Annotated in this window: 29 protein-coding genes; 14 read left to right on the top strand and 15 right to left on the bottom strand. The window is 67.5% G+C overall.

The features are described from left to right. Positions 1 to 583: 583 nt before the first annotated feature. The gene (locus ACYVIH_RS03695; protein ID WP_460866142.1) at positions 584 to 1,219 is read right to left on the bottom strand and encodes a peroxiredoxin; all 636 of its coding nucleotides are present in this window, start codon (positions 1,217 to 1,219) and stop codon (positions 584 to 586) included. A gap of 222 nt (positions 1,220 to 1,441) precedes the next feature. Here ACYVIH_RS03695 and ACYVIH_RS03690 point away from each other — a divergent pair, with 222 nt between their 5' ends. The 5 genes from ACYVIH_RS03690 (at position 1,442) to ACYVIH_RS03670 (ending at position 6,740) form a co-directional block, all read left to right on the top strand. Beyond that, on the top strand, positions 1,442 to 2,797 hold the full coding sequence (locus ACYVIH_RS03690) for an MBL fold metallo-hydrolase (RefSeq protein WP_460866140.1): 1,356 nt from the start codon (positions 1,442 to 1,444) through the stop codon (positions 2,795 to 2,797). A 43-nt stretch (positions 2,798 to 2,840) separates the two neighbouring features. Further along, positions 2,841 to 4,046, top strand: a complete 1,206-nt coding sequence (locus ACYVIH_RS03685) for an NAD(P)/FAD-dependent oxidoreductase (RefSeq protein WP_460866139.1) — start codon at positions 2,841 to 2,843, stop codon at positions 4,044 to 4,046. Positions 4,047 to 4,048: 2 nt separating this feature from the next. Further along, positions 4,049 to 4,282 carry a YgaP family membrane protein gene (locus tag ACYVIH_RS03680; RefSeq protein ID WP_460866137.1) on the top strand — a complete coding sequence of 78 codons (234 nt, stop codon included), beginning with the start codon at positions 4,049 to 4,051 and terminating at the stop codon, positions 4,280 to 4,282. Between the two features lie 79 nt (positions 4,283 to 4,361). Next, the gene (locus tag ACYVIH_RS03675; RefSeq protein WP_460866136.1) at positions 4,362 to 5,723 is read left to right on the top strand and encodes a cytochrome ubiquinol oxidase subunit I; all 1,362 of its coding nucleotides are present in this window, start codon (positions 4,362 to 4,364) and stop codon (positions 5,721 to 5,723) included. Between the two features lie 9 nt (positions 5,724 to 5,732). Beyond that, positions 5,733 to 6,740 carry a cytochrome d ubiquinol oxidase subunit II gene (locus ACYVIH_RS03670; RefSeq protein WP_460866134.1) on the top strand — a complete coding sequence of 336 codons (1,008 nt, stop codon included), beginning with the start codon at positions 5,733 to 5,735 and terminating at the stop codon, positions 6,738 to 6,740. 12 nt (positions 6,741 to 6,752) lie between these two features. Here the strand turns inward: ACYVIH_RS03670 and ACYVIH_RS03665 are convergent, their stop codons facing one another. The 3 genes from ACYVIH_RS03665 to ACYVIH_RS03655 all read right to left on the bottom strand — a co-directional run bounded on the left by ACYVIH_RS03665 (position 6,753) and on the right by ACYVIH_RS03655 (position 10,025). Beyond that, positions 6,753 to 7,310 (bottom strand): DUF2243 domain-containing protein, encoded by a 558-nt coding sequence (locus ACYVIH_RS03665; RefSeq protein WP_460866132.1) that lies wholly within the window; start codon positions 7,308 to 7,310, stop codon positions 6,753 to 6,755. A gap of 141 nt (positions 7,311 to 7,451) precedes the next feature. After that, entirely contained in the window at positions 7,452 to 9,143 is a 1,692-nt protein-coding gene (gene ctaD / locus ACYVIH_RS03660; protein WP_460866130.1) for an aa3-type cytochrome oxidase subunit I, read from the bottom strand. A gap of 102 nt (positions 9,144 to 9,245) precedes the next feature. Next, the gene (locus ACYVIH_RS03655) at positions 9,246 to 10,025 is read right to left on the bottom strand and encodes a GntR family transcriptional regulator (RefSeq protein ID WP_460866129.1); all 780 of its coding nucleotides are present in this window, start codon (positions 10,023 to 10,025) and stop codon (positions 9,246 to 9,248) included. Positions 10,026 to 10,460: 435 nt separating this feature from the next. Between ACYVIH_RS03655 and ACYVIH_RS03650 the strand changes: the two genes are divergently transcribed. Continuing rightward, positions 10,461 to 11,195, top strand: coding sequence for a ZIP family metal transporter (locus tag ACYVIH_RS03650; RefSeq protein WP_460866127.1), 735 nt, complete (start codon positions 10,461 to 10,463; stop codon positions 11,193 to 11,195). An 11-nt stretch (positions 11,196 to 11,206) separates the two neighbouring features. On the opposite strand, the gene ACYVIH_RS03645 is transcribed toward ACYVIH_RS03650, so the two are convergent. Next, positions 11,207 to 11,395, bottom strand: coding sequence for a hypothetical protein (locus ACYVIH_RS03645; RefSeq protein WP_460866125.1), 189 nt, complete (start codon positions 11,393 to 11,395; stop codon positions 11,207 to 11,209). A 93-nt stretch (positions 11,396 to 11,488) separates the two neighbouring features. On the opposite strand from ACYVIH_RS03645, the gene ACYVIH_RS03640 reads away from it, so the two are divergent. From ACYVIH_RS03640 to ACYVIH_RS03625, 4 genes are read left to right on the top strand one after another with little or no spacing between them, the layout of a single operon-like run. Continuing rightward, positions 11,489 to 11,758 carry a hypothetical protein gene (locus tag ACYVIH_RS03640; RefSeq protein WP_460866123.1) on the top strand — a complete coding sequence of 90 codons (270 nt, stop codon included), beginning with the start codon at positions 11,489 to 11,491 and terminating at the stop codon, positions 11,756 to 11,758. Between the two features lie 10 nt (positions 11,759 to 11,768). Next, positions 11,769 to 12,626: a universal stress protein gene (locus tag ACYVIH_RS03635; RefSeq protein WP_460866122.1), complete on the top strand. Its 858-nt coding sequence runs from the start codon at positions 11,769 to 11,771 to the stop codon at positions 12,624 to 12,626. Between the two features lie 6 nt (positions 12,627 to 12,632). Next, positions 12,633 to 12,836 (top strand): hypothetical protein, encoded by a 204-nt coding sequence (locus ACYVIH_RS03630; protein ID WP_460866120.1) that lies wholly within the window; start codon positions 12,633 to 12,635, stop codon positions 12,834 to 12,836. Then, complete coding sequence (locus tag ACYVIH_RS03625) at positions 12,833 to 13,510, top strand: carboxymuconolactone decarboxylase family protein (protein ID WP_460866117.1); 678 nt, start codon at positions 12,833 to 12,835, stop codon at positions 13,508 to 13,510. Before ACYVIH_RS03630 ends, ACYVIH_RS03625 begins: the two co-directional genes overlap by 4 nt. A 117-nt stretch (positions 13,511 to 13,627) precedes the next feature. Here the strand turns inward: ACYVIH_RS03625 and ACYVIH_RS03620 are convergent, their stop codons facing one another. Beyond that, positions 13,628 to 13,774, bottom strand: coding sequence for a hypothetical protein (locus tag ACYVIH_RS03620; RefSeq protein ID WP_460866115.1), 147 nt, complete (start codon positions 13,772 to 13,774; stop codon positions 13,628 to 13,630). A gap of 195 nt (positions 13,775 to 13,969) precedes the next feature. Here ACYVIH_RS03620 and ACYVIH_RS03615 point away from each other — a divergent pair, with 195 nt between their 5' ends. After that, a complete protein-coding gene (locus tag ACYVIH_RS03615) occupies positions 13,970 to 14,989 on the top strand; it encodes an ATP-binding protein (protein WP_460866113.1) in 1,020 nt (339 codons plus the stop codon). A gap of 194 nt (positions 14,990 to 15,183) precedes the next feature. On the opposite strand, the gene ACYVIH_RS03610 is transcribed toward ACYVIH_RS03615, so the two are convergent. From ACYVIH_RS03610 to ACYVIH_RS03600, 3 genes are read right to left on the bottom strand one after another with little or no spacing between them, the layout of a single operon-like run. Further along, complete coding sequence (locus ACYVIH_RS03610; RefSeq protein ID WP_460866111.1) at positions 15,184 to 15,450, bottom strand: SHOCT domain-containing protein; 267 nt, start codon at positions 15,448 to 15,450, stop codon at positions 15,184 to 15,186. A 46-nt stretch (positions 15,451 to 15,496) separates the two neighbouring features. Then, a complete protein-coding gene (locus ACYVIH_RS03605; protein WP_460866109.1) occupies positions 15,497 to 16,969 on the bottom strand; it encodes a multicopper oxidase family protein in 1,473 nt (490 codons plus the stop codon). After that, a complete protein-coding gene (locus ACYVIH_RS03600) occupies positions 16,966 to 17,199 on the bottom strand; it encodes an SHOCT domain-containing protein (RefSeq protein WP_460866106.1) in 234 nt (77 codons plus the stop codon). The genes ACYVIH_RS03605 and ACYVIH_RS03600 overlap by 4 nt, the downstream gene beginning before the upstream one ends. Before the next feature lie 111 nt (positions 17,200 to 17,310). On the opposite strand from ACYVIH_RS03600, the gene ACYVIH_RS03595 reads away from it, so the two are divergent. Further along, the gene (locus tag ACYVIH_RS03595) at positions 17,311 to 17,475 is read left to right on the top strand and encodes a hypothetical protein (protein WP_460866103.1); all 165 of its coding nucleotides are present in this window, start codon (positions 17,311 to 17,313) and stop codon (positions 17,473 to 17,475) included. A gap of 19 nt (positions 17,476 to 17,494) precedes the next feature. On the opposite strand, the gene ACYVIH_RS03590 is transcribed toward ACYVIH_RS03595, so the two are convergent. The 4 genes from ACYVIH_RS03590 to ACYVIH_RS03575 all read right to left on the bottom strand — a co-directional run bounded on the left by ACYVIH_RS03590 (position 17,495) and on the right by ACYVIH_RS03575 (position 20,320). Continuing rightward, complete coding sequence (locus ACYVIH_RS03590) at positions 17,495 to 18,367, bottom strand: cytochrome c biogenesis CcdA family protein (RefSeq protein ID WP_460866100.1); 873 nt, start codon at positions 18,365 to 18,367, stop codon at positions 17,495 to 17,497. Next, positions 18,364 to 18,948: a TlpA family protein disulfide reductase gene (locus ACYVIH_RS03585; protein WP_460866097.1), complete on the bottom strand. Its 585-nt coding sequence runs from the start codon at positions 18,946 to 18,948 to the stop codon at positions 18,364 to 18,366. Before ACYVIH_RS03585 ends, ACYVIH_RS03590 begins: the two co-directional genes overlap by 4 nt. Positions 18,949 to 18,953: 5 nt before the next feature. Then, positions 18,954 to 19,832 carry a F510_1955 family glycosylhydrolase gene (locus ACYVIH_RS03580; RefSeq protein WP_460866094.1) on the bottom strand — a complete coding sequence of 293 codons (879 nt, stop codon included), beginning with the start codon at positions 19,830 to 19,832 and terminating at the stop codon, positions 18,954 to 18,956. Between the two features lie 71 nt (positions 19,833 to 19,903). Continuing rightward, positions 19,904 to 20,320, bottom strand: a complete 417-nt coding sequence (locus ACYVIH_RS03575; protein WP_460866092.1) for a hypothetical protein — start codon at positions 20,318 to 20,320, stop codon at positions 19,904 to 19,906. Between the two features lie 87 nt (positions 20,321 to 20,407). Between ACYVIH_RS03575 and ACYVIH_RS03570 the strand changes: the two genes are divergently transcribed. Next, a complete protein-coding gene (locus ACYVIH_RS03570) occupies positions 20,408 to 20,554 on the top strand; it encodes a hypothetical protein (RefSeq protein WP_460866089.1) in 147 nt (48 codons plus the stop codon). 122 nt (positions 20,555 to 20,676) lie between these two features. Here the strand turns inward: ACYVIH_RS03570 and ACYVIH_RS03565 are convergent, their stop codons facing one another. Beyond that, the gene (locus ACYVIH_RS03565; protein WP_460866088.1) at positions 20,677 to 22,029 is read right to left on the bottom strand and encodes a dihydrolipoyl dehydrogenase family protein; all 1,353 of its coding nucleotides are present in this window, start codon (positions 22,027 to 22,029) and stop codon (positions 20,677 to 20,679) included. Then, positions 22,029 to 22,379, bottom strand: a complete 351-nt coding sequence (locus tag ACYVIH_RS03560; protein ID WP_460866085.1) for a thioredoxin domain-containing protein — start codon at positions 22,377 to 22,379, stop codon at positions 22,029 to 22,031. The genes ACYVIH_RS03565 and ACYVIH_RS03560 overlap by 1 nt, the downstream gene beginning before the upstream one ends. A 9-nt stretch (positions 22,380 to 22,388) precedes the next feature. On the opposite strand from ACYVIH_RS03560, the gene ACYVIH_RS03555 reads away from it, so the two are divergent. Further along, positions 22,389 to 22,808 carry a heavy metal-responsive transcriptional regulator gene (locus ACYVIH_RS03555; protein WP_460866082.1) on the top strand — a complete coding sequence of 140 codons (420 nt, stop codon included), beginning with the start codon at positions 22,389 to 22,391 and terminating at the stop codon, positions 22,806 to 22,808. Positions 22,809 to 22,970: the final 162 nt, after the last annotated feature.

The following is a 22,970-nucleotide window of genomic DNA, read 5'->3' as shown; positions in this document are numbered from 1 at the left end:
CCTGGACGCTTACTGGACGTTTACTAGCGCAGAAGTCCGCTGAAGCGGGCTGATGGCCACAAGGTCGAGCAAGAGTTGGTCAGCACGTTTTCGCAGGTCAGAGCGCATGTTTACCGACGGCAGCCAGCGTGCGCAAACGGCTGGCCTTGGGGCAAGGGGTCGCAGGTTCAAATCCTGTCAGCCCGACCAAAAAACCGGCTCTGACCTGCGGAAACGCGAGTCAGAGCCGGTTGGCGTTTTGAACTGTTCTGCCGTGCCGTTTGGTCAAGTCATCGGAGCGCGCAAGAGGCCGATGACCTGCGCAAACGCTGGCCGACCAGGACGCTTCGGTGGCGGCTGTTGTTGGACGTTTACTGGTCGTAAACGTCTCCGAAGTCGCCGGGTCACGTCTCTTCGGGAGCCCTGAGGCCGACTTCCCAGGATGTGCGCCCGGGACACCTGCAACTTCGAATGTGCGCAACGACGCAGGGCCGTTGCAGGTCAGCATTTCTTGGTGGTCTTGCCGGGCGCCTTGGAACATCGGGCGTCCTGGGGGAGCAGGCCGATCAGGCCGGCCTGCCCCCGGGCGCGCTGGTTCGCTGCTTCAGTTGCCGGTGCTGGCGGTGTAGCGGAGGTAGGGCTTGACGACCTCGAGGTCGCTGAAGCGCTTCTGTGCCTCCTCGGTGGGGATGTCGTTGCTGACGATCACCCGGTCGCCGGGCTTCCAGTCCGCCGGGGTGGCGAACGGGCCGAGGTCGTTCATCTGCAGGGCGTCGAGGACGCGGAGGATCTCGTCGAAGTTGCGGCCCGCGCTCTTGGGGTAGGTCATCATCAGGCGGATCTTGTTGTCGGGGCTGATGATGAAGACCGAGCGCACCGAGTTGGTGTCGCCCTCGCCGGGGTGGATCATGTCGTAGAGCTCGGCGACCTTCTTGTCGGGGTCGGCGATGATCGGGTACTCGATCGATGTGTTGACGACCTCTTCGATGTCGGGCTTCCACTGGTGGTGGTCCTCGACGGGGTCGACGGAGAGGGCGATGACCTTGGTGTTGCGCTTGGCCCACTCGTCGCTCATCTGGCCGACGCGGCCGAGCTCGGTGGTGCAGACGGGGGTGAAGTCGGCGGGGTGGCTGAACAGGATCGCCCAGCTGTCGCCCTTCCAGTCGTGGAAGGAGATGTCGCCCTCGCTGGTGGGCGCGGTGAAGTCAGGGGCGATGTCGCCCAGGTGCAGAGATGGCATCGGTTTCGTCATTCCTCTCTCAGGATTTCTGTGTCGTCTTGTGGTTCCCTCTCCTGCACGGTACATGCCCCTGGGGGTATCCCAAATCGCCCGAACCGCGCTGCCGCCGCCCCGCTTCAAGAGGGCGGGGGTGGGGGTTGCGTCGCTGCGTCGGCGTGTCGTAGCGTGTGCTGCCTCACAAATGTCCGGTCATTTTGCCGATGGTGGCTCGAGGTGCTTCTCATGGTGCGGGTTGAGGTTGTGGAGACCACGGAGCTTGGCGACCGTAGCTACGTCGCGCACGACGGTGAGGTCGCGGTTGTGGTGGATCCTCAGCGTGACTTCGACCGGATCGAGGAGGTCTTGGACCGAAACGGGTTGCGGTGCGCCTTGGTGGTGGAGACCCACATCCACAACGACTACGTGACGGGTGGCTTGGCGTTGGCGGAGTCCACGGGTGCGACGTACGCGCTGTCGGCCGCGGACGCGGTGTCGTTCGACCGGCGGGGTCTGGTGGACGGCGAGGAGCTCGAGGTGGGTGCGTTGCGTCTGCAGGCGAAGGCCACGCCAGGCCACACCGAGACCCACTTGGCTTTCCACGTGGCCGACGACGAGGGCGGTCCGGGCGCTGTGTTCACCGGGGGCTCTTTGCTTTACGGCAGTGTGGGTCGTACCGACCTGGTAGACCCGGAGCGCACCGAGGAGCTGACGCGGGGTCAGTACCGCTCCGTGCGACGGCTGGCCGCGATGCTCTCCGATGACACGCGGGTCTATCCGACCCATGGGTTCGGCAGTTTCTGCTCCTCTGGCGCGGCCACGGGGGGCGACGGCTCGACGATCGGTGAGGAGCGTGCGCGGAACGATGCGTTGACCGAGGCGGACGAGGATGTCTTCGTCCAGCGGCTCATCGAGGGGTTGACGGCCTACCCGAGCTATTACGCACAGATGGGACCGCTCAACCGGCGAGGTCCGCGGGCGCCGCGGCTCGGGTCGCCGGAGCCGGTGGACCCCGGTGAGCTGCTCCGTCGGGTGGCGGCGGGGGAGTGGGTGATCGATCTGCGGGACCGCCGCTCTTACGCGCGGCGGCACCTGGCGGGCACGGTCGGCTTCCCGGTCGAGGACCAGCTGTCGACCTATCTCGGCTGGCTGATCCCGTGGGGCGCCAAACTCACGCTGGTCGGAGAGAGTCCCGAGCAGGTGGCCGACGCCCAGCGGCAGCTGGCGCGGATCGGTATCGATGACCTGACGGGCGGCGTCGTCGGCGTCCCCTGGCAGGCGTTCGCGGAGCAGACGCGTCAGTACCCGATGGCGACCTTCGAGGACCTGAGCCGCGAGATGTCCCGGACGGCACCTGTCGTCTTGGATGTACGGCGCACCGAAGAGCGCGCCGAGGGTGCGCTCCGAGACAGTATCGGCGTGCCGTTGCATTTCCTTCCCGACCACCTCGACGAGCTGCCGGCTGGGCAGCTGTGGGTTCACTGCGCCAGTGGACTGCGTTCCTCGATCGCGGGCAGCCTGTTGGACCGCGCAGGCCACGACGTGGTGGTGATCGATGATGACTTCGCCCGTGCCACTGAGCTCGGCCTGGTCGACCCCTGACTCCCGGGCCGACCCCTGAGTCCAACTATCCAAGGAGAGGCCCATGGCATTCACCAAGATCCATCATCGCGTCGTGATCATCGGAGGCGGCACTGCCGGCATCAGCGTGGCGGCACGCCTTCGTCGTGCCGGGGTGAGCGACATCGCCCTGATCGATCCCAGCGAGACCCACTACTACCAGCCGCTGTGGACCATCGTGGGCGCAGGCATGGCCACGATGAAGGAGACAGCACGCCCACAGTCGTCGGTGATGCCGCAGGGCGTCGCGTGCCTCAAGGCAGCGGCTGAGGACATCGATCCGGAGAACCAGCTGGTCACCGTCACCGGTGGCACGGAGGTCTCCTACGACTACCTGGTGGTATGCCCGGGCATTCAGCTGGACTGGACGAAGGTGCCTGGTGTCCCGGAGGCCCTCGAGTCGCCTCACGCGTCGAGCAACTACTCACCGGACCTCGCGCCCAAGACGTGGGAGCGGATCCGTGCCCTGCGCAGGGGCACGGCGGTGTTCACGATGCCGTCCGGTCCGATCAAGTGTGCCGGCGCGCCACAGAAGATCGCCTACCTGGCAGCCGACTACTGGCGCGATCAGGGCGTCCTCGACGACATCCACATGGTGTTGGTGCTACCCACGCCCGGCATGTTCGGGGTGCCCGTGTTCGCCCAGGAGCTCGAGCGTGTGGTGGCGCGATACGGGATCGAGGTGCGCAAGAACTCCGAGATGGTCGAGGTCGACCCCACGCGCCGTGAGGCCGTGATCGCGGACATCACCGGTGACACCAAGGAAAGCATCGGCTACGACTTCCTGCACGTGGTCCCCCCGCAGTCGGCGCCCGACTGGTTGAAGGCCACACCCTTGGCTGATCCCGCCAACCCGGCGGGCTATGTGGAGGTCGACCAGTACACCCTGCAGCACTCGCGTTATCCCAACGTGTACGCGCTCGGCGACGCCGGGTCCACGCCGAACTCCAAGACCGGTGCGGCGATCCGCAAGCAGGCCCCGGTGGTCGTCCAGAACCTCCTGGCCACCATGAACGGCGCGCCACCATCGGCGAAGTACGACGGGTACGCCTCGTGTCCGCTGACGACGGCTCGGAACAAGATGCTTCTCGCGGAGTTCGACTACACCATGGAGCCCCACCCCACGATCCCGCTCATCGACACCACCCATGAGCGCACCGACATGTGGTACCTCAAGCGGTACGGCCTTCCCGCGCTGTATTGGAACCTCATGCTCAAGGGCAGGGCCTGAGCATGGCTCTGGTGAGCTTTCTTGCGAGCGGTGCGGGTCGCGTCCTGCGTGCGGTGGTGGGCCTAGCCCTGATCGTGCTGGGGGTGTGGCTCGGCGGCGCCGGGTGGGTCCTCGCGGGCGTCGGGCTGGTTGCGTTGGCGGCGGGCGCATTCGGGTTCTGTCTGCTCGCTCCCGTGGTCGGCCGCGGTCTGCGGGAGGGTGGGGCCTCGTACGAGGATGCCCGACCGACCCGATGACCGCACACCTCGACTTATCGAGCCTGGAAGCAGTCACCCCGTCTCGGATGGGCGTGGTGCGCGTGCGTAGGGTGGGCGGGTGACTGCACTCCTGGCCGAGGTCAATCCCGCAGATCTGTATGCCGCTCGGATGCAGATGGCCCTGTCGTTGGGCTGGCACATCATCATCGCCTGCTTCGGGGTCGGGATGCCGGCGATCACCTTGATCGCGGAGTGGCGCGGTCACCGCACGGGCGACCCGGTCTACAAGCTCCTCGCCCGCCGCTGGGCAAAGGCGATGGGTGTCTTGTTCGCGGTCGGCGCGGTGTCGGGCACCATCTTGTCCTTCGAGATGGGGGTGCTGTGGCCCGGCCTGATGGGCGTGTACGGCGAGGTGATCGGCCTGCCGTTCGCACTGGAGGGCATCGCGTTCTTCATCGAGGCCATCTTCTTGGGCATCTACCTCTATGCCTGGGACCGGCTGCCGCCGGTGCAGCACATGCTGGCGGGCATCCCGATCGTGATCGCCGGCGTGGCCAGCGCGTTCTTCGTGGTGACCGCGAACGCGTGGATGCAGGTGCCCACCGGATTCGACCTTGAGGGTGGCCGCATCGTTGCCGTCGACCCGGTCGCCGCCATGTTCAACCCCGCCACTCCACCGCAGACCACGCACATGATCCTTGCCGCATTCATGGTGGCCGGCTTCGGCATGGCCAGCGTGTACGCCGTCGCGATGTTGCGTGGCCGCCGGGACCGTTACCACCGGCTCGGGTTCCTGGTGCCGTTCGCGGTGGCCGCGGCGATCACCCCGGTCCAGATCGGGGTGGGCGACTGGGCTGCTCACTTCGTCGCCACGAACCAGCCGGTCAAGCTGGCCGCGATGGAGGGTGTCTTCGAGACCGAGCGCGGTGCGCCGCTGCACATCGGCGGCGTCGCGGTGGATGGGGAGCTCAGGTACGCGCTGGAGATCCCCAACGGGCTGTCCCTGCTCGCGCACTGGGACCCTGACGCCGAGATCGTTGGCCTCAACGAGACCCCGGAGGCCGACCGGCCACCGGTCAACGTCGTCCACCTGTCCTTCCAGGTCATGGTCGGCGCCGGCTTCGCGTTGCTCGGCATGGCCGGCTGGTTCGTGCTCGCGTGGTACCGCCGGCGAGACCTGCCCCGGTCGGCATGGTTCCTGCGCGCCAGCGCGTTCTCGGGTGTGCTCGCGGTGCTGGCGCTGGAGGCGGGTTGGGTCGTCACCGAGGTGGGTCGTCAACCCTGGATCGTGTTCGGGCTGCTGCGCACCAGCGACGCGGTCAACCCCGCCCCCGGGCTGGTGTGGGGGTTCGCGCTGGTCGCGGTGATCTACCTGCTGCTCACCGTCGCCACGGTGTACGTGCTGCGCCGCCTCGCCCGCAGTGTGCCGGTGCCGATCGACCCTCAAGAGTCCGACGCCGCCAGCTACAAGGTCGTCTGAGGAGTCCCGATGCCACTTCCTGAGATCATGCTCGCGGTGATGTGGGTCGGCCTCACCGCCTACGTCCTGTTCGGCGGGGCCGACTTCGGTGCCGGTGTATGGGATCTGGTCGCCGGCAACGCCGAACGCGGCCGCAGCCAGCGCGCCCTGATCGAGCACTCGATCGGGCCGGTGTGGGAGGCGAACCACGTCTGGTTGATCTTCGTGATCGTGCTGATGTGGACCGGTATCCCGTCGGTGTTCGCCGCGGTCGCCTCCACCCTCTACATCCCCCTCACGCTGGCCGCGTTGGGCATCATCGCCCGTGGGTCCGGCTTCGCCTTCCGCAAGGCCACCGTGCATCTGTGGGAACAGCGCCTGTTCGGAGCCACGTTCGCGTTCTCCTCGGTCGTGACCCCCTACTTCCTCGGCGCGGTCGCCGGCTCCATCGCCTCCGGCCGGGTCCCGCAAGGCATCGCGGCAGGGGACCTGGTCTCGAGCTGGGTCAACCCGCTCTCGGTGATCACCGGGCTGCTCACCGTGGCCATCTGCGCCTACATGGCAGCGGTCTTCCTTACCCGTGACGCCGAACGCCACGGTGAGCGTGCTCTGGCCGAGGTGTTCCGCCGACGAGCGCTCATCACCGGGGTCGTCCTGGGCGTCCTCTCCGCGGCTGGGCTAGCGGTGCTGCGGGTCGACGCCCCCGGCTTGTTCGAGGCACTCACGACCGGGCGGGCACTGCCGCTCCTGGCGGTTTCGGTGGCCGCGGGGACCATCTCGCTGGTGCTGCTGTACCGGAGGCGGTACGTCGCAGTCCGGGTGACCGCTTCCCTGGCGGTCACCGGCCTGCTGTGGGGCTGGGGAGTCGGCCAGTACCCGCAGATGCTGCCCGGTCTGGACCTGGCCGAGGCGGCCGCCACCGACGCCGTGCTTGCCGCGAGCCTCATCGCCCTCGGTGTCGGCGCCTTCCTGCTGGTGCCGTCGCTGTGGTGGCTCTATGCCACGTTCCAGCGTGAGGAACCCGCCCGGGTGGAGTGACCGCTGACCGGGTCAGCGCGTGGTGGCCCCAGCGGACGGCTGGTTGGGCGCGGGCTGGGCGGAAGCGGTCAGTGCGCGGAGGCCGCGCTGGTGCAGCAGCCAGCCGCCGATCACGAGCAGCGCCCCGAAGACGAGGAAGGCGATGTCCCAGCTCAGGGGAGCGCCGAGGTCGTCGCGGACATGGTGCACACCGAGCAGGTGGTGGTCGACCACGCCCTCGACGAGGTTGAAGATGCCCCAGCCGACGAGCAGAAGCCCGAAGTGGAAGCTCCAGTTCGGCGCCAGGCGCCCCTTGCGCCAAGCCACGACTGCAGCGATCGAGCCGGCGAAGACGAACAGCCAGGTCACGACGTGGAAGAAGCCATCGGCCGTCGTGTTCACCTCCAGCCCGGCCACCGTCGTGGTGGGGTAGTCCTCCACGTGGCTGACCATGTGATGCCACTGCAGGATCTGGTGCAGCACGATCCCGTCGAAGAAGCCCCCGAACCCGAGCCCCAGCATCAGCCCTGACACCCTCGAAGGGGGCTTGGCGACACTGCGGGCGGGGGCCGCCGGGCGGGAAGTGTCCATGCCGGCGCCGTACCCGCCGCAGGGACGGGCAAACCCGCAACTACACCTTCGCGGCGGTGACTCGCAGGCGACGCGGATGGGCCTCTCCCACCTCGATCTGCGCGCGTCGGAGTCAGGCGAGCTACCGCGAAACGCCGTCGGTCAGTGGTCGGATGCGGAGTCGTCTGGCCCGGATCCCGCCTCGTCGGCGAGGTGAGCGTTGCGGCCGGAGACGTCGGGGGCGTCGATGAAGGCCGCCTCGTCACCCAGCGCCGGATTCTCAGCCATCTCCAACTGGGCGATCTCTGGGTGGTGCAGGTCGAAGGCCGGTGACTCCGAGCGGATCCGGGGCAGCGCGACGAAGTTGTGCCGCGGTGGCGGGGAGGACGTGGCCCACTCCAGGGACCGGCCCCAGCCCCAAGGGTCGTCCACGCCGACCGGCTTCGTCCGCGCGGTCTGGAAGACGTTGAGGAAGAACGGCAGCATCGACAGCGCCAGCAGGAAGGAACCCACCGTGGAGATCTGGTTCAACAAGGTGAATCCGTCCTCGGGGAGGTAGTCGGCGTAGCGGCGTGGCATGCCCTCCACGCCGAGCCAGTGCTGTACGAGGAAGGTGGTGTGGAAGCCGACGAACAGCAGCCAGAAGTGCACCTTGCCGAGCTGCTCGTTGAGCATCCGGCCGGTGAACTTCGGCCACCAGAAGTAGAAGCCGGCGAACATCGCGAACACCACGGTCCCGAAGACCGTGTAGTGGAAGTGGGCGACCACGAAGTAGGAGTCCGACACCTGGAAGTCCAGCGGCGGGGAGGCCAGGATGACGCCGGTGAGGCCACCGAAGAGGAAGGTGGTCAAGAAGCCCATCACCCACAGCATGGGTGTGTCGAAGGACAGCGAGCCGCCCCACATCGTGCCGATCCAGTTGAAGAACTTCACTCCCGTCGGCACCGCGATCGCAAACGACATCGCGGCGAAGAACGGCAGGTCGACCGCGCCGGTGACGTACATGTGGTGGGCCCACACTGCGACCGACAGCGCCATGATCGCGATCGTCGCAGCCACCAGGCCGATGTACCCGAACACCGGCTTGCGCGCGAACACCGGAATGATCTCGGTGACGATGCCGAAGAACGGCAACGCGATTATGTAGACCTCGGGATGGCCGAAGAACCAGAACAGGTGCTGCCACAGGATCGGGCCGCCACCCGACGGGTCGTAGACATGTGTGCCCAACAGACGGTCAGCTGCCAGCATGAACAGCGCGCCGGCGAGGGTAGGGAAGGCGATCAGGACCAGCAGGCTGGTCACCAGCGTGTTCCAGGTGAAGATCGACATCCGGAACATCGTCAGGCCCGGCGCCCGCATGCTGATGATCGTGGTGATGAAGTTGACCGCACCCAGGATCGTGCCGAACCCGCTGAGGATCAGCCCCATCACCCACAGGTCTCCACCCACGCCCGGGGAATGGACTTCGTTCGACAGCGGAGCGTAGGCAAACCAGCCGAATGACGCGGCCCCGTCGGGGGTCAGGAAGCCCGAGAGCACGATGAGGGACCCGAACAGGTAGAGCCAGTAGCTGAACATGTTCAGCCGTGGGAACGCCACGTCCGGCGCGCCGATCTGGAGCGGCATGATCACATTGGCGAACCCGAAGAACAGCGGCGTCGCGAACAGCAGCAACATGATGGTGCCGTGGATCGTGAACAGCTGGTTGTAGGTCTCGTCGTTCACCACCTGCTGTCCCGGGAAGGCCAGCTCCGAGCGAATCACCAGGGCCATGAGCCCAGCGAGCAGGAACTGGACGAACGACGTGGTCAGATACATCTTGCCGATCAGCTTGTGATCGGTCGTGGTCATCAGGCGCACCAGCTGGCGACCGAGCGGGGGCCGGGTCGCCGTTTGGCTCGCTGAGGTCGGCAGCGCCTGCCGCATCGTGGTCATGGTTGCTCCCGAGTATGGTCAGGCGTGGCCGTGGGCGGTCCACACGAACTTGCGACTGGTGGAAGAACTCAGCTCGCTGCTGAGCACGAAACGGTCTCCGCGGATCAGGGTGGTCCGCCACTCCACGGGGTGGCCGTCCCAGGTGCCCAACCTGTTGATCGCAAGACAGGCCGCCTCGTCGGGCATCTGCAGCAGACGACGTTGCCCCGCTGTGGGAACCACGGCCCGGATCTTCTCCGAGGCTCCGGTGATCTTGGCACCGCACCGATCCGACAGCTCTCGGTACAAGCTAGTACGACCGAAGTCCACGCCCAGCAGGGGAGAAGCGACCCTCAGCGGCAGCCACACACGATCCAGCGCCAACGGCTCACCGTCTGCTAATCGGAGTCGCTCGAGAAAGAACAGCGGACTGCTGTCGTCGAGGCCGAGAAAATCTGAGATGACGGCGTCGGCATGAACATCGCTGCGTAGCACCAGGCTTCGCTGTTCGAGCCCGGCGGCCTCGACCGAAGCGAACAGACTGTACAGACTAGACAGCGGTTGCTTGATCTGCTTCGGGTTGACCACCCGAGGCCGCTGGCCGCGCCCAGCCACGATGAGCCCCTCACTACGAAGGCGACGCAGTGCCTCGCGGGCGGTGTGGCGGCTCACCCCATACCCCTCGGCGAGACCGACCTCACCGGGCATGTCATCGAGCAGCTCACCGGACTCGATCCTGCGGCGAACGTCGTCGTACAACTGACGCCACAGCGGCACCTTCGAGGCCCGATCAAGCGCAGCCGCCAACGACTGGCTCATCTCATCCTCCGTCCTCGACACCACGCGCCTAATGTACGGACATTTGTCTCCGCTGGCCAGGCCTCTGACAAGCCCGTGTTCTACCGAAGACCCAACGGACGGCCAGGGCCGGGCATCGATAGCGGAGGGGGCTTTCCTACCTGCGACAGACGCCCGTGCCTGATCGGCGTCGGCGCACTCTTCGCTCCTCACGCGGCATCCGCGCCGATCCCATTCGCCCGCCTACGAGTCTTAAGGCATCGGGGCCTCGATCGGGTGTCCTCACCAAGGCCGGTTTCATCGGCGCTTCGGTGCGCTCTGCACATCACCGACCGGCGTCCACGAGGACCTGAGTCGGCGGATGCCCCGGTGATTCATGGTCAGGCACGACGCGGCGGGTGTTGACCGACGTGGGAAATGCGTCACCTGGCACATTGTCTTCGATACGGTCTGAAGGTGTCGGTTCTGGCGTGGATCGTGGTCTCGGGACTGGCGATGAGCGCGTTGGCTCTTGTCGGCAGCGTGTCGGTCCTGATGCCGGAGAGCCTCTTCCGTCGTCTGGTGATGCCGCTGGTCGCGCTCGCGGCGGGAGCGCTGCTCGGCGGTGCGATGTTCCACATGCTGCCCCAGTCGTTGGCCGTGCTCGACGACGGGCTGTCGGTCTTCGTGTGGGCTGTGGCGGGACTGTTCTCGTTCCACGTGCTCGAGCAGTTCCTGCACTGGCATCACTGCCACCGGCCGGTGAGCGAGCACGGCCCGCTGGGCTACCTGATCCTGGTGGCCGACGGGCTGCACAACCTGATCGGCGGCCTGGCCGTGGGAAGCGCGTTCGTGGTCGACGTACAGCTGGGGATCGTGACCTGGCTCGTGGCGGCCGCGCACGAGGTGCCGCAGGAGCTGGGCGACTTCGGGATCCTTGTCCATAGCGGCTGGAGCTCGCGGCATGCGCTGATGTACAACCTGGCCTCCGCGCTGACCTTCCCGCTCGGTGGACTGATCGCCTACGGGCTGGCCGGCAGGGTCGACGTCGCGGTGCTGGTGCCGTTCGCTGCCGGGAACTTCATCTACATCGCGGTGGCGGACCTGCTGCCCGAGATCACCACCTCGCCGGTGCCGCGGGAGAAGCTTGTGCACACGGCGACGTTCGGTGCCGGCCTGGCCATGCTGCTCGGAGTCGCCCTCGTCACGTGAGGGCGTGCCGCTCAGCGGAACCCATGGGCTCGCAGGATGGCGCGGATCTCCGCGTCGCTGGGCATGTGATCGAGGGGCTCGTTCTCCGCGGCGAGGAACCCGTCGACGGAGAGGACATAGCCGGTTCCCTCGTCCATCAGCTCCTCGATGATCGCGACGTGGTGCGTGTCGATCCGACGCTCCTCGATGATGCGGTCCATCAGGTCACCCGCCCCTGTTCGTGGGCCGTTCGGCCTTCAGCTGCGCCCCTGCTCGGACTGTACTGGAGGAGGAGACCTGAGGAGGTCGAAGCCATGAGTTGTTGGTGTGGTCACGGACCGTGGCACTACCACGGTTACCCCTATCCACCGCAGTACCCGCCGCAGTACCCGCCGCCGCAGTACCCACCGCCGGGGTACTACCCGCCCGAGGAGCTCGAGGACCGGCCGGTCCGACGTCGCCGCCGCCGGCGCGCTCGTGACCCCGAGGAGCTCGAGGACTACCTGCAGGACCTGCAGGAGGAGATCGACCGGGTGAGGCAAGAGCTCACGGCCCTGCGTGAGCCCGGAGAGACCGAGTCCTGAGGAGGACCAGATGACCAATCCTGTCGTCGTCGGCGTCGATGGCACCGGCCGCAGCCTGAAGGCGCTCATGTGGGCGGCGCACCGTGCGTCCTTGCACGAGGTCCCGCTTCGCCTGGTCCATGCGCTCCCACGCCTGGAGGCCGACTTCCCACTGTATCCGCCGGGTCGGTTCGAGGAGGCGCAGAAGTACGGCCGCGAGTACATCGAGGAGGCCACCTCCCTGGTCCGCGAGGCCTACCCCGACATGGACATCGTCACCGAGATGGTGATGGGTACCCCGGCGAACGTGCTGCTGGCCGAGTCCGAGAACGCGCACGCGGTGGTCATCGGCGCCAAGGGCGAGGACATCGGCAACTTCCTCCTGGGCTCGACCGCCCTGCAGCTGGTCGGTCACGCCGCCTGCCCGGTCGTGGTGGTCAACCACGTCACCACCGGACACCACCTCGTGGTCGCCGGGACCGACGGGTCTCCGGACTCCGGCGAGGCCCTCGCGTTCGCGTTCGGTGCCGCCGCCCTCGGCAAGTCGCGTCTGCAGGTCATCAGCGCCTTGGGTCTGCCGCAGGGGTGGCCCGCGCACCTGCTTCGTCCGTTGCCCGAGGACAACGAGGAGGTGACCAAGCGTCGCCAGGAGGTGGAGAACCAGATCGCGCCGCTGCGGGAGCAGTACCCCGACGTCGAGGTCGAGCTCGACGTCCACCGGGTCGGCCCCTTGCACGCACTCGCCACCGCATCACACCGGGCGGACCTGCTCGTCGTCGGCTCCCGTGGCCGCGGCGGCTTCCACGGCCTCGCCGTCGGGTCGACGACCCACAAGCTGCTCCACATGGCCGGCTGCCCCACCGCGGTCGTCCACGCTCGCATCGACTAGATCCCGATGCGGACCTGGCTGTTCATCGTCATCGGGGGCGCAGTCGGCCTGGCGGTCGCGACCGGCGTCTACCTGAGCCTGAACCCCGTGCTCGAGAGGAGCACGGGGTTGGCACGGGAGATGCAGGGCCTGCTGTGGAACCTCGTCCCCCTGCTGACCGGCCTCGGCATGGTGCTCGGTTGGTGGTTCGCACGGCGGAGGTCCGCATGAGACCACGTGACCTGATGTCCGTGCACGACGGCGAGCTGCCGCGGCCCCTGGCGATGGTGGCGAAGAAGCACTACACGGTGCGCCAGACGTACTGGATCACCCACGACGCGACACGAACGACCCGGCACTTCGCCCGGTTGCGGGCCCGCGACGAGCAGTTCACCGAGCGCATCATGCTCGCCGTGACCGAGGTGAACGGGTGTGCCCTGTGCGCCTACGGGCACACCCGCTTCGCGCTCGAGGCAGGGCTGACCCGGGACGAGATCCGGAAGCTGCTGGGCGGGGCGGGCGCCGCAGTGCCGGACGACGAGCTTCCCGCCATCGCGTTCGCCCAGCACTACGCCGACACCGAAGGACATCCCGACCCGCTCGCGTGGACGACGCTCGTCGAGGACTACGGCCAGGACCGTGCGCTCGGAATCCTGGGCGCGGTCCGGATGATGATGTGGGGCAACGCCATCGGGATCCCGTGGAGCGCACTCCTATCCAGGCTGCGTGGAGCCCCGTATCCCCGAAGCAGCCTCCGCTACGAGATCGGGACAATCGTCGGAGACCCCTTCGTGATGCCGGTCGCCGTGATCCACGCGGCAATCTGGGGGACGTGCGCATCGATGCCGAGGAGATCTGGTGGCTCAACTGCACACCGTGAACCTCGCAGCCGTCGAGGGACCTGAGGTGGTGCGCCCGCCGGCTGATCACAGGCTGAGCGATGCCGACACGCGCCCGAGGCATATGCGGAAGAGCTGTGCCCCCTGTTCATCCGCGCTTCCCTAGGCTCGGCAACCCCCGGGCTAGGGGTGAATGCTGCCACCCTGGGTGCCCGTCAGCACACGCGATCCCATGACCCGGACCAGCACGATAAACGCCACGTAGATGCCCACGGTCGTCACCACCACCGTGGCCGCGGTGATGGCACTGATCTCGAAGTGCTCCTTCACGCTTCCTCCATGGTCAACGCAGGCATGCTCCCAGGGCGCCGGACGCTGCCATTGTCGGCGGAGCTGTGCGACTCCCAGCCGGCACCGGGCACCAGTCTCGCGGTGCCGGCGGCTGCGCGCGCAATCGGCTGGTAGATCTCTGGACTAGGCCGCTAAAGGCGCTCCGGACAGTCGTTCGTGGCCTCAATTGTGCCTATGACGTCACGAATCATCCCAGAGCCTCGCCATCGTTTCGTACGCTGGCACGTGTATTCGCCCGATCAGCGCAGGGAGCTGCCTGTTCTAAGGGAGCCGAAGGTAAAGGAGCTTCAGATGCCGGAGGCGCAGGCGCGCTGGCATGAGCGGCTCCCTGCCCGAGCCGCCAGCGTCCGCCGCGCACGTCACCTGGTTCGGGCTGCAGCTGGCGAGACTACGCCGGGGGACTTGGTTGAGACCGCCGAGTTATTGGTGAGCGAGCTGGTGAGCAACGCAGTCATACACGCCGGAACAACGATTGAGGTAGAGGTACTGGTCGCGGCACCGGACCGGATTAAAGTCTCCGTCGTGGACGGCAGCCCCCATAGCCCGGTTCGCCGTGAGTACGACGCTGTGGCCGCGACCGGACGTGGGGTCCGACTGCTTGACGCGTTGTCGGGCGATTGGGGGGTCGAACTCGGAGACTCTGGAAAGCGCGTGTGGTTCCGACTGCAGTCCGGGCCGCAGCCGATGCCTTCAGCGGTTGCGACCATGCACGAAAGGACTACCGCACCACCGGACACGGTCACAGTCGAGCTGGTCAACGTCCCGTTGCCGCTCTACGCCCGTTGGCAGCAGCACGCGGAGGCCCTCCTCCGCGAGTACCTGCTGGCGACTCTCGACGACGCCGATCCTGAAGCACAGCTGCGCCGGCACTCTCAGTGCAGCGATGCGGTCGCGCTTCTGGCCGAGGCGTTTCGGGCGGCTCCAGCTCTTCGCACAGAGTCTGAGCGGGGCGGTGACGTACGGACTGCACGCGTTGAGCTGACGGTACCGAGGGAGTCCGTGCCTCATTTCGCCACCCTCGACCGGACGCTCGACGTCGCCATCACACTTGCCGACACTGACCAGCTCCTCGCGCCGTCCACGGACACTGATATGCGTCGCTTGAGGGAATGGATATGCCGAGAGGTCGAGCGGCAGGCGGCCGGACAGCCACCGTCGTCATGGATCGAGGGAGAACTGCAGCCTCGGCAGTGAGGTACCACGTTGCGATTGCGCCGATCAGTCGTCGCACTATCGGAACCCTCTGGCGGCGATAACCACAATTCCGCTCTGGGTGAACGATCCATATCCGCGCGGCCGGCCAATCTGACTGCGTGGACGCTTACTGGTCGTAAACTCGCGCAGAAGTCCGCGTGAGCCTGCAGTGCGGTGCAAAAGCGGCCCGGCGGTCATCCGCCGGACTCGCCCCTGAGGTTCCGCAGTCGCTCTTGGTACTCCTCCTCGGTGAGTTCCCCGCGAGCGTATCTCTCGTCGAGAATCTCCTGCGCCCCGCTCCGCCCGGTCTCACCGTCGAGTGGGGGAGCGGCCTCGCCGCCGTGGCCAGGCGTCCGGGTCGTGGTGCCGCGGAGGAGGAGCACGACCAGCAGGATGATGGCGAGGATGATCAGTGGCCAGATGAACCACATCCAGCCCATGCCCCATCCGTTGCCCATCATGGAGCTCACCTCTTTCGGGCCTTTGAATTTTCATTGCCGGGTCGGGTCACCGGGCCAGCACGGTACCCATCATGCCGCGGTCCTCGTGGTCGAGGATGTGGCAGTGGTAGACGGTCTTGCCGCCGAAGTCCTCGAACGCCACGCGGACCTTGACCCGACTGCGGGCCGGGACGTTGACCACGTCGAGCCACAACGGTCCAGACACCTCCTGGCCGTCGACCTCGACCAGCTGCATCGGCCACACGTGCAGGTGGAACGGGTGGTCCAGCGGGCTGTCGTTGCCGATCGTCCACTCCTCGACCGTGCCGAGGCGGACCTGCTGGTCGATGCGGTCGGCGTCGAACTCCTGGCCGTCGAAGGTGAAGCTCATCATGCCGGCCCCGCCGCCCATCATCGCGCCCATGCCCATCTGGAAGGTGATCGAGCGGCGCTGGTCGACCTTGGGCTCACGCAGGTCCCGCAGACGCGGCGCAGCGGGGATTCCGCCGCGGTCGCGAGCATCACCCGAGCCGACCTCGACACGCGCCAGCGTGACCGGTCCGTCGTCGCCGAAGCTCGGGCCGCCGCCACCCATCATCCCGCCCATCATGCCTCCGCGGTCCACCGGCTGCACGACGAGCTCGCTGCTGCCTTCGCGCAGATCGACCACGAGGTCCAGCCGGTTGCCGGGAGCGAGTACGACGTCTCCGAGTGCGGCGTCGTGGGCCAGCCGCCCCACGTCACGGCCCACGACTCGCGCGTCCTGGCCGGGCAGGTCCAGGGCGAGGTAGCGGGAGGTGCACGCGTTGACGATGCGCCACCGTTCGCGTTCGCCGGAGCGTCCCTTCAGGCGCGGGGCCTGCTGGCCGTTGAGCAGTAGCAGCTCGCCCTCACGGCCCATCATCTGCTCCATGGTGGCCGGGGTGATCAGGGAGCCGCCGGGGTCCACCGTGAGATCGGAGATCACCATCACCCGCTCCCGGTCGACCTGGACCTCCTCGGCGGGGTCCTCGACGATGATCGCACCGTAGAGGCCACCGAAGATCAGGTCGGCGACGTTGCCGTGGTGGTGCGGGTGGTACCAGTACACCCCGGGCGGATGGTCGTCGGGCAACCGGTACTCATAGCGCTGCGTCTGGCCCGGTTCGACGGCGAGAAAGATGTTGTCCCCGTTGCCCTCGGGTGAGACGTGCAGACCGTGGACGTGGAGGTTGGTGACCTCCTCTAGCCGGTTGACCAGGTCCAGGCGCACGGTGTCACCGGGTCGCAGCCGGAGGGTGGGTCCGGGAACGCCGCCGTTGTATCCCATCGTCTGTGCCTTCCGCCCGGCGACGTCGTGGGTTCCGACTGCGGCCTCGAGCCGGGCCTGAAGGCGGCCGCCCTGGCTGCGCAGGACCTCCGGCTCGGTGAACGACTCACCGGCGGCGGGATCCAGCAGAGATGGGTTGAGCTCGCGCCACAGGCCGGTTCCGCCGACGGCGGTGCTTGCTAGGCCCAGCCCTCCCATGGTGAGCACGGCCCGTCGGCTGATCGGCTTCATCGGTCTCCTCCCTGGAGAACGCGCAGGCGGTGCTGGTACTCCTCGGTGCTCAGCTCACCCGCTGCGTATCGCTCTTCGAGGATCTGCTGGGCTGATCTGGTCGCGGTCGGGCGAGCAGAGGTGGCGGTGCGGGGGGAGCTGGCGATGCCGCCGACCAGGGCACGGACCGCGGTGATGGCGAGGAGCGTCACCCCCACGACCAGGAGGGCTGCGTACAGGACGATGGTCATGCCTGCGGACCTCCAGGGCGTGTCCGTCTGGTTCTCTCGTCTGCCGTTTCGGACATACCCCTAGGGGTAACCAGGACATGTGGCGTTGAAACCCGACTGGGAAGGAACATCGTGATTCCCGACTTCGAGAGGCTGTACGCGATCACCGGACCCGGGGGAGTCGAGGGCGCAGGGTCCGGTCTGGGCTCGGCCACGAGCTGGGCGATCGCGCTGGTCGTCGTACTGCTCCTCCTGGCGCTGGGGTGGTGGAGCACAACCCGCGGCCGTCGGCGCTGAGCGGAGCAGCGGTCGGCGGTCACAGGGGGACCTGCCAGTTCGCGATGACGCCCTGGAGGCGGCTGATCAGCTGCATCCACAGGCCGGACACCTGGAGTACTCCGAGCAGGATCAGCATCGCGCCGCCGGTCCACATCACCGCCCGGGCGTGCCGACGGGCCCAGGAGAAGGTCGACATCGCCTTGGTGACCGACAAGGCGGCCAGGATGAACGGGATGCCGAGCCCGGCGCTGTAGGCGAAGGTGAGCAGCGCACCCCGGCCGGCGTCGCCGGAGGTCGTCGACAGCGTGAGCACCGCCGCCAGGGTCGGACCGATGCAGGGAGTCCAGCCCAGCCCGAAGAGCACGCCGACCAGCGGTGCGCCGGCGAGGCCGGCGCGGGGACGGTAGGTGAGCCGGAACGTCCGCCCGGCCAGCGGGATCCGCCAGAGCAGGCCGGTGAACATCAAGCCCAGCAGGATCGTGAACACACCGAGGACGCGCACCAGCGTGTCCTGGTGGATCATCAGCAGCGAACCGAAGCTCCCGAACAAGGCGCCGTAGCTGGTGAACACCGCCGAGAAGCCGGCCACGAACAGCACCGAACCAAGCAGAGTGCGAGAGCGCTGTGCCGAGCGTCGCCGTGGGGGAGCCTTCACCGCCGCGCTGCCACCGGGGTCGCCACCCCCGGCGTCGCCGGGCTCGGGGGCGTGGCAGGCATCGGACGGCCGCTGCGTGGTCTCCGATCCGGCGATCCCGGCGACGTAGGACAGGTAGCCGGGGACCAGGGGAAGACAACATGGGGAGAAGAAGGAGACCGCACCGGCGGCGACCGCGATCAGCAGCGCGACGACCAGCGGGCCGGACAGGACGATGTCGCCCACGCCCTGCGTGACGGCGGCAGCTGTCGTCATCCTCGGCCCCCGTCTTCGGCGAGCACGTCCTCGACGAGCGCCGAGAGGGTGCCGTAGCTGGTCTTGCCGATCACCCGGGCCGCGAGCCGGCCTTCCCGGTCGACGATCATCGTGCTGGGCACTGCGCTCGGGGGAAGCTTGGACCCGAAGGCGAGCAGCGCTTCCTGGGAGTCGGCGGTACGGATGCTGGGGTAGGTGATGTCGTAGCGTCGCTCGAACGCCAGTGCCGAGGCGTCGTTGTCGCGGACATTGATACCGACGAACCGGACGCCGTCGGGCCGGGTCTCGTCGGCGACCTTCCGCAGCGCCGGCGCCTCCTCACGGCACGGTGCGCACCAGGAGCCCCACACGTTGTAGACCACGACCATGCCGAGCATCTCGCGGCCGTCGTAGTTTCTGCCTTGCAGAAGTGCGCCAGTGATCGGCGGCAACACGCCCCGCTCGGCAACCGGGACCTGCTCGATGATCCCGTCGCCGCTGGCGAAGCTCCGACCCTGGTCGGCGGAGCTCTTCCCGCACGCGGCGAGGCCGGGTACCGCGGCTACTGCCAGGGCCGACAACACAGTGCGCCGAGAAGGCATCCCGTTCACTCTGCGCTCACCTCGGTCCAGGTGTTCCCCTCGTCGGTGGATGTGAGGATCCCGGACTCGGTGGCGGCGTACCAGCGGTCCTCGGTCGCGGTGAACGCGTGCGGCGGCTCGGGCAGGGACCCGCTCTCTTGCCAGGACTCGCCACCGTCACCGCTCGTGTGGACCGCTCCCTCCGGCCCGACCCCGACTAGGAGGTCGCTGCTGACCCAGTCCAGCAGCACCAGGCGGGGAGCCGACTCGACCAGCTGCGGCTGGCCGGCTCCTTCTAGCTGCACCAGGGAGCCGCGGCCGTCGGTGAGCAGCAGTCGCTCCGTGCCGTCAGGGTCGGCGGCCACATCGAAGGCGGGCAGCTGTCCGAGGTCGCGCCACTGCTTCCCGTCGGTAGTGGCCTTGAGAAGACCGGTCTGGGAATCCACCCCGTACACCCGGTCCCCGGCGACCTCGAGCGCATGGAAGTCGGCCTCGCCCTCCAGCGAGAGGGTCTGCCAGGTCCGCCCTCCGTCTGTCGACTCCGCCAAGCCCAGGTGGGGAGGCCCGGAAGAGTCCGGTGCGGGGTGGCCGCTCATCAAGAAGCGGTCGGGTCCGGCGATGGTGAACGACATCGTGTCCTGCGTGCCATCACCGACCCGCTCGAACCCGTCCTCGGCGTGGACGAACACACCGGTGTGGGTGGCGACATACAGCCGGTCGTCGGCCGGGTTCACGTCCAGGGAGTGGATGTGACCGAAGGCGTCCGTGCCGGCGTCGGACGACGACGTGCCGTCGGTGGCGCCGTCGGAGCCGGCGCAGCCGGCGAGGACCAGGCCCGCGGCAGAGACGCTGGCGGTCAGGGCGATGCGGGAACGAAGGATCGACGAGTTGCGCGATCTGCGCATGGGGGAGTCTCCAGGTGATCAAGAAAGTGGGCATCGATGAGAGGACGCAGCGGGGATGCGCCGATGCCTGATCAGATCCGGAGAACGCTCAACTGCCGCCACAGCGGTTGCGGGGGTACGACGAGCTCCATCACCCGCACCGCCAGGGCAGGCTCGCGTCGCAGGCGCCAACCGCCGACCCGTGACCTCACCAGCAGCCACAGTCCGACCGCTATGACGGGGACGAGCACCATCAGGCACAGCGTCAACAGGCCTGCATTCTCGCCAGGTGGGGAGTCGTCCGAGACGGCGACGGGGGAGTCGGGCGTCGCTGAGGCCGGGGCCATGTCGACGGCCTGAACGACGTGGTGCCCCATGGGTTGGGACGCGTCACCACCTTGCATGAGTCCATGCATGCCCACGATGCCCAACGTGACCGCGCAGAGCAGGAACGACCACACGATCCGTGACCTCACGGACGTGGACCAGTCGAGATGGGCAAGAGACATCGCAACCAATGGTACGAACCGAAGCAGCCATGCCGGTACCCGCCTCGTTGGTGGAGCCGCTCGAAAGCGACCCTCTACTATCCAGGCATGAAACCGCCGGCCTTCCCGCTCATGCCGCTCCTGCCCATGTCGCTGATGGCGGCCGTCGTGGTCAGTAACGTTTTGGTACTGCGCCGCCTGAAGGTCGTGGAGGCCAAATTGGCGCAGATGGGCGCTAGTGACGCTCATGCCTAGCGAATATCCATCTGCCCTGTCGGTAGCGTCGACGCCGAGGGGTAGGTACGCGTCCCAGCGATCCGCTGAGCATGACATCCAGAGCAGATCTGGCCAGGATGCGGGGCTCGGTGCTTTCCGCGCTAGAGCATTGAGCCGAGGTCTGACCCGATGGTGGGGTAGGCAGCGGTCATGGACTTGAGCTGTCGGGTGGTCAGTTCGAGCTTCATGGCGAGGCCGAGGAAGTTGATGAGCTCGCCGTACTCGGGGCCGAGTAGGTGTGCCCCGACGATCCGGTCGGTGGACCGGTCGATGAGGATCTTGGTGGCCGCGGTGGTCTCACCGATCCGGTAGTTGGAGTACCAGTCGCTGGTGTCGCGGTAGCGGACGTCGACGTCCAGGCCCTGGTCCCGGGCTTCCTGTTCGAGGAGGCCCACTCGGGCGAGTTCGGGGACCGTGAACACCGCTGTGGGGACGCCGGCGTAGTCGGGGACGGTCGTGGTGTCTTTGAGCATGTTGGACGCGGCGACCTTGCCCTCGAACACCGCGACCGGGGTCAGCGGCATTCCGGGGCTGTTGGCTGCGTCGCCGGCGGCGTAGACCGCCGGGTTGCTGGTGCTCTGCAGGTGAGCGGCTACCTGCACTCCGTGCTCGTCCCACTCGATTCCGGCGGCGTCGAGGTCGAGGCCGGCCAGGTCGGGTATGCGGCCCGCGCCGTGCACGACGAGGTCGAACTCCACGGTCTCGGGTTCGCCGGATCGGTCCACGCTGACCAGGTAGCGGGTCTCGGACTTCTCGATCGCGGTGATCGTGGTGTCGCGCCACAGGTCGATTCCGGTGTCGGCGCCGCGGCTGATGAGGAGCTCGACGAGGTCGGGGTCGAACGCCTTGAGTGGCCGTGGCCCGCGGTCGAGGATGACCGGGGTGCTGCCCGCGCGCGCCGCGATGTGGGCGAACTCGAAGGAGATGAAGCCACCCCCGACGAACAGGATCCGCTCCGGCAGCTCGGGTAGGTCCATGAAGCCGGTGCTGTCGACCAGGTGCTCGTGGCCGGGAAAGTCCAGCGGCCGGGGGCGGGCGCCGGCGGCGATCAGGACGTGTGCCGCCTCGTAGGAGGTGCCCGCGATCGCGATGGTGTTCGAGCCGGTGAACCGCGCCTGCCCGTGGAGCGTGTCGACGTCGTTGTCCGCCAGGCCGTCCTCGGTGTTGCTCGGGATCGGGTCGGTGAAGCCGTGCTTGTGCTTGATCAGGTCGGCCCAGTTGATCGACAGGTCGGCATCGTCGATGCCCTTGCCCCGCATCAGCCGGGCGCTGTCGATGATCTCGGCGCCGCGGCGCAGGATCTTCTTCGGGTCGCATCCGCGCAGGGCGCAGGTGCCCCCGTAGGGCAGCGCGTCGACGATCGCGACCCTCCACCCCTTCGAGGCGCACTTGTTCGCCGCCGAGACACCGGCCATGCCGGCGCCGATCACGATCAGGTCGTAGCTTTTCGTCATCACGCCCCCTCTGTCGTCGCGGCGAGCGCGTCGCGGAGCTGCTCTATCGTGGGCGCCCCCGCCAGGCCGTCGGGTGTGCGGTAGACCCGACACGACAATCCCACGCCGGCGCCTGGCTCGGCGAAGACATCGACGCCGTCGACCAGGATGCTCGGCGAGCCGTGGAACCCCAGCCGCTCGGCCTCCTCCATGGTCTCGACGCGGTGCCGCGTCACGACGACATCGGGGCGCTCGGCAGCGATCGCGGCCAGCCGTTGGTCGGTGACCTTCCAGTTCGGGCAGTCATCGAAGTACAACAAGGAGACGTCCATGCCCGCGACGCTAAACCTTGTACCGTGGTAGAAGGTCAAGGGTGAAGGGTGGACGAATTGTTGATCGGTGAGCTTGCCGACGCTGCCGGAGTGACCAGCCAGGCCGTCCGGTTCTATGAGCGCAAAGGTCTCCTGCCCGAGGCCGAACGGGGCGCCAACGGCTACCGCGTCTACGACGAGTCCACGATCGCCCGGTTACGGTTCATCAACCTGGCCCAGGCCGCCGGGCTCACCCTCTCGGAGATCCGCAGCATCATCGAGCTACGCGACGACGGGACCGTGCCCTGCGCGCACGTGGTCACGCTCATCGACTCCAAGCTCAGTGACGTCCGGGCACGGATCAGGCACCTTGCCGCCCTGCAAGGCGAGCTCGAAGCACTCCTCGAACACAGCCGCCTGCTCGATCCCGCCGACTGCGCAGACGACGAGATCTGCCACATCCTCACGAGCCCGTCGAAGCGCACCTAGAACCGCCGGTACTCGGACCCGACAGCTGCGCTGCCGTCGCTCGCTATGGGGCAGGACCGGGCAGCTATCTCGGCTGCCAGATCGGTGAACTGGATAACGCGGCCTTGCGTCGTCATCGCAGCGGGGGAGGGCAGGGCCATGTGACCGAACGACCCGTGGGTG

The organism is Nocardioides pakistanensis, assembly GCF_054781215.1.
This window is presented reverse-complemented; position numbering and strand designations above follow the sequence as displayed.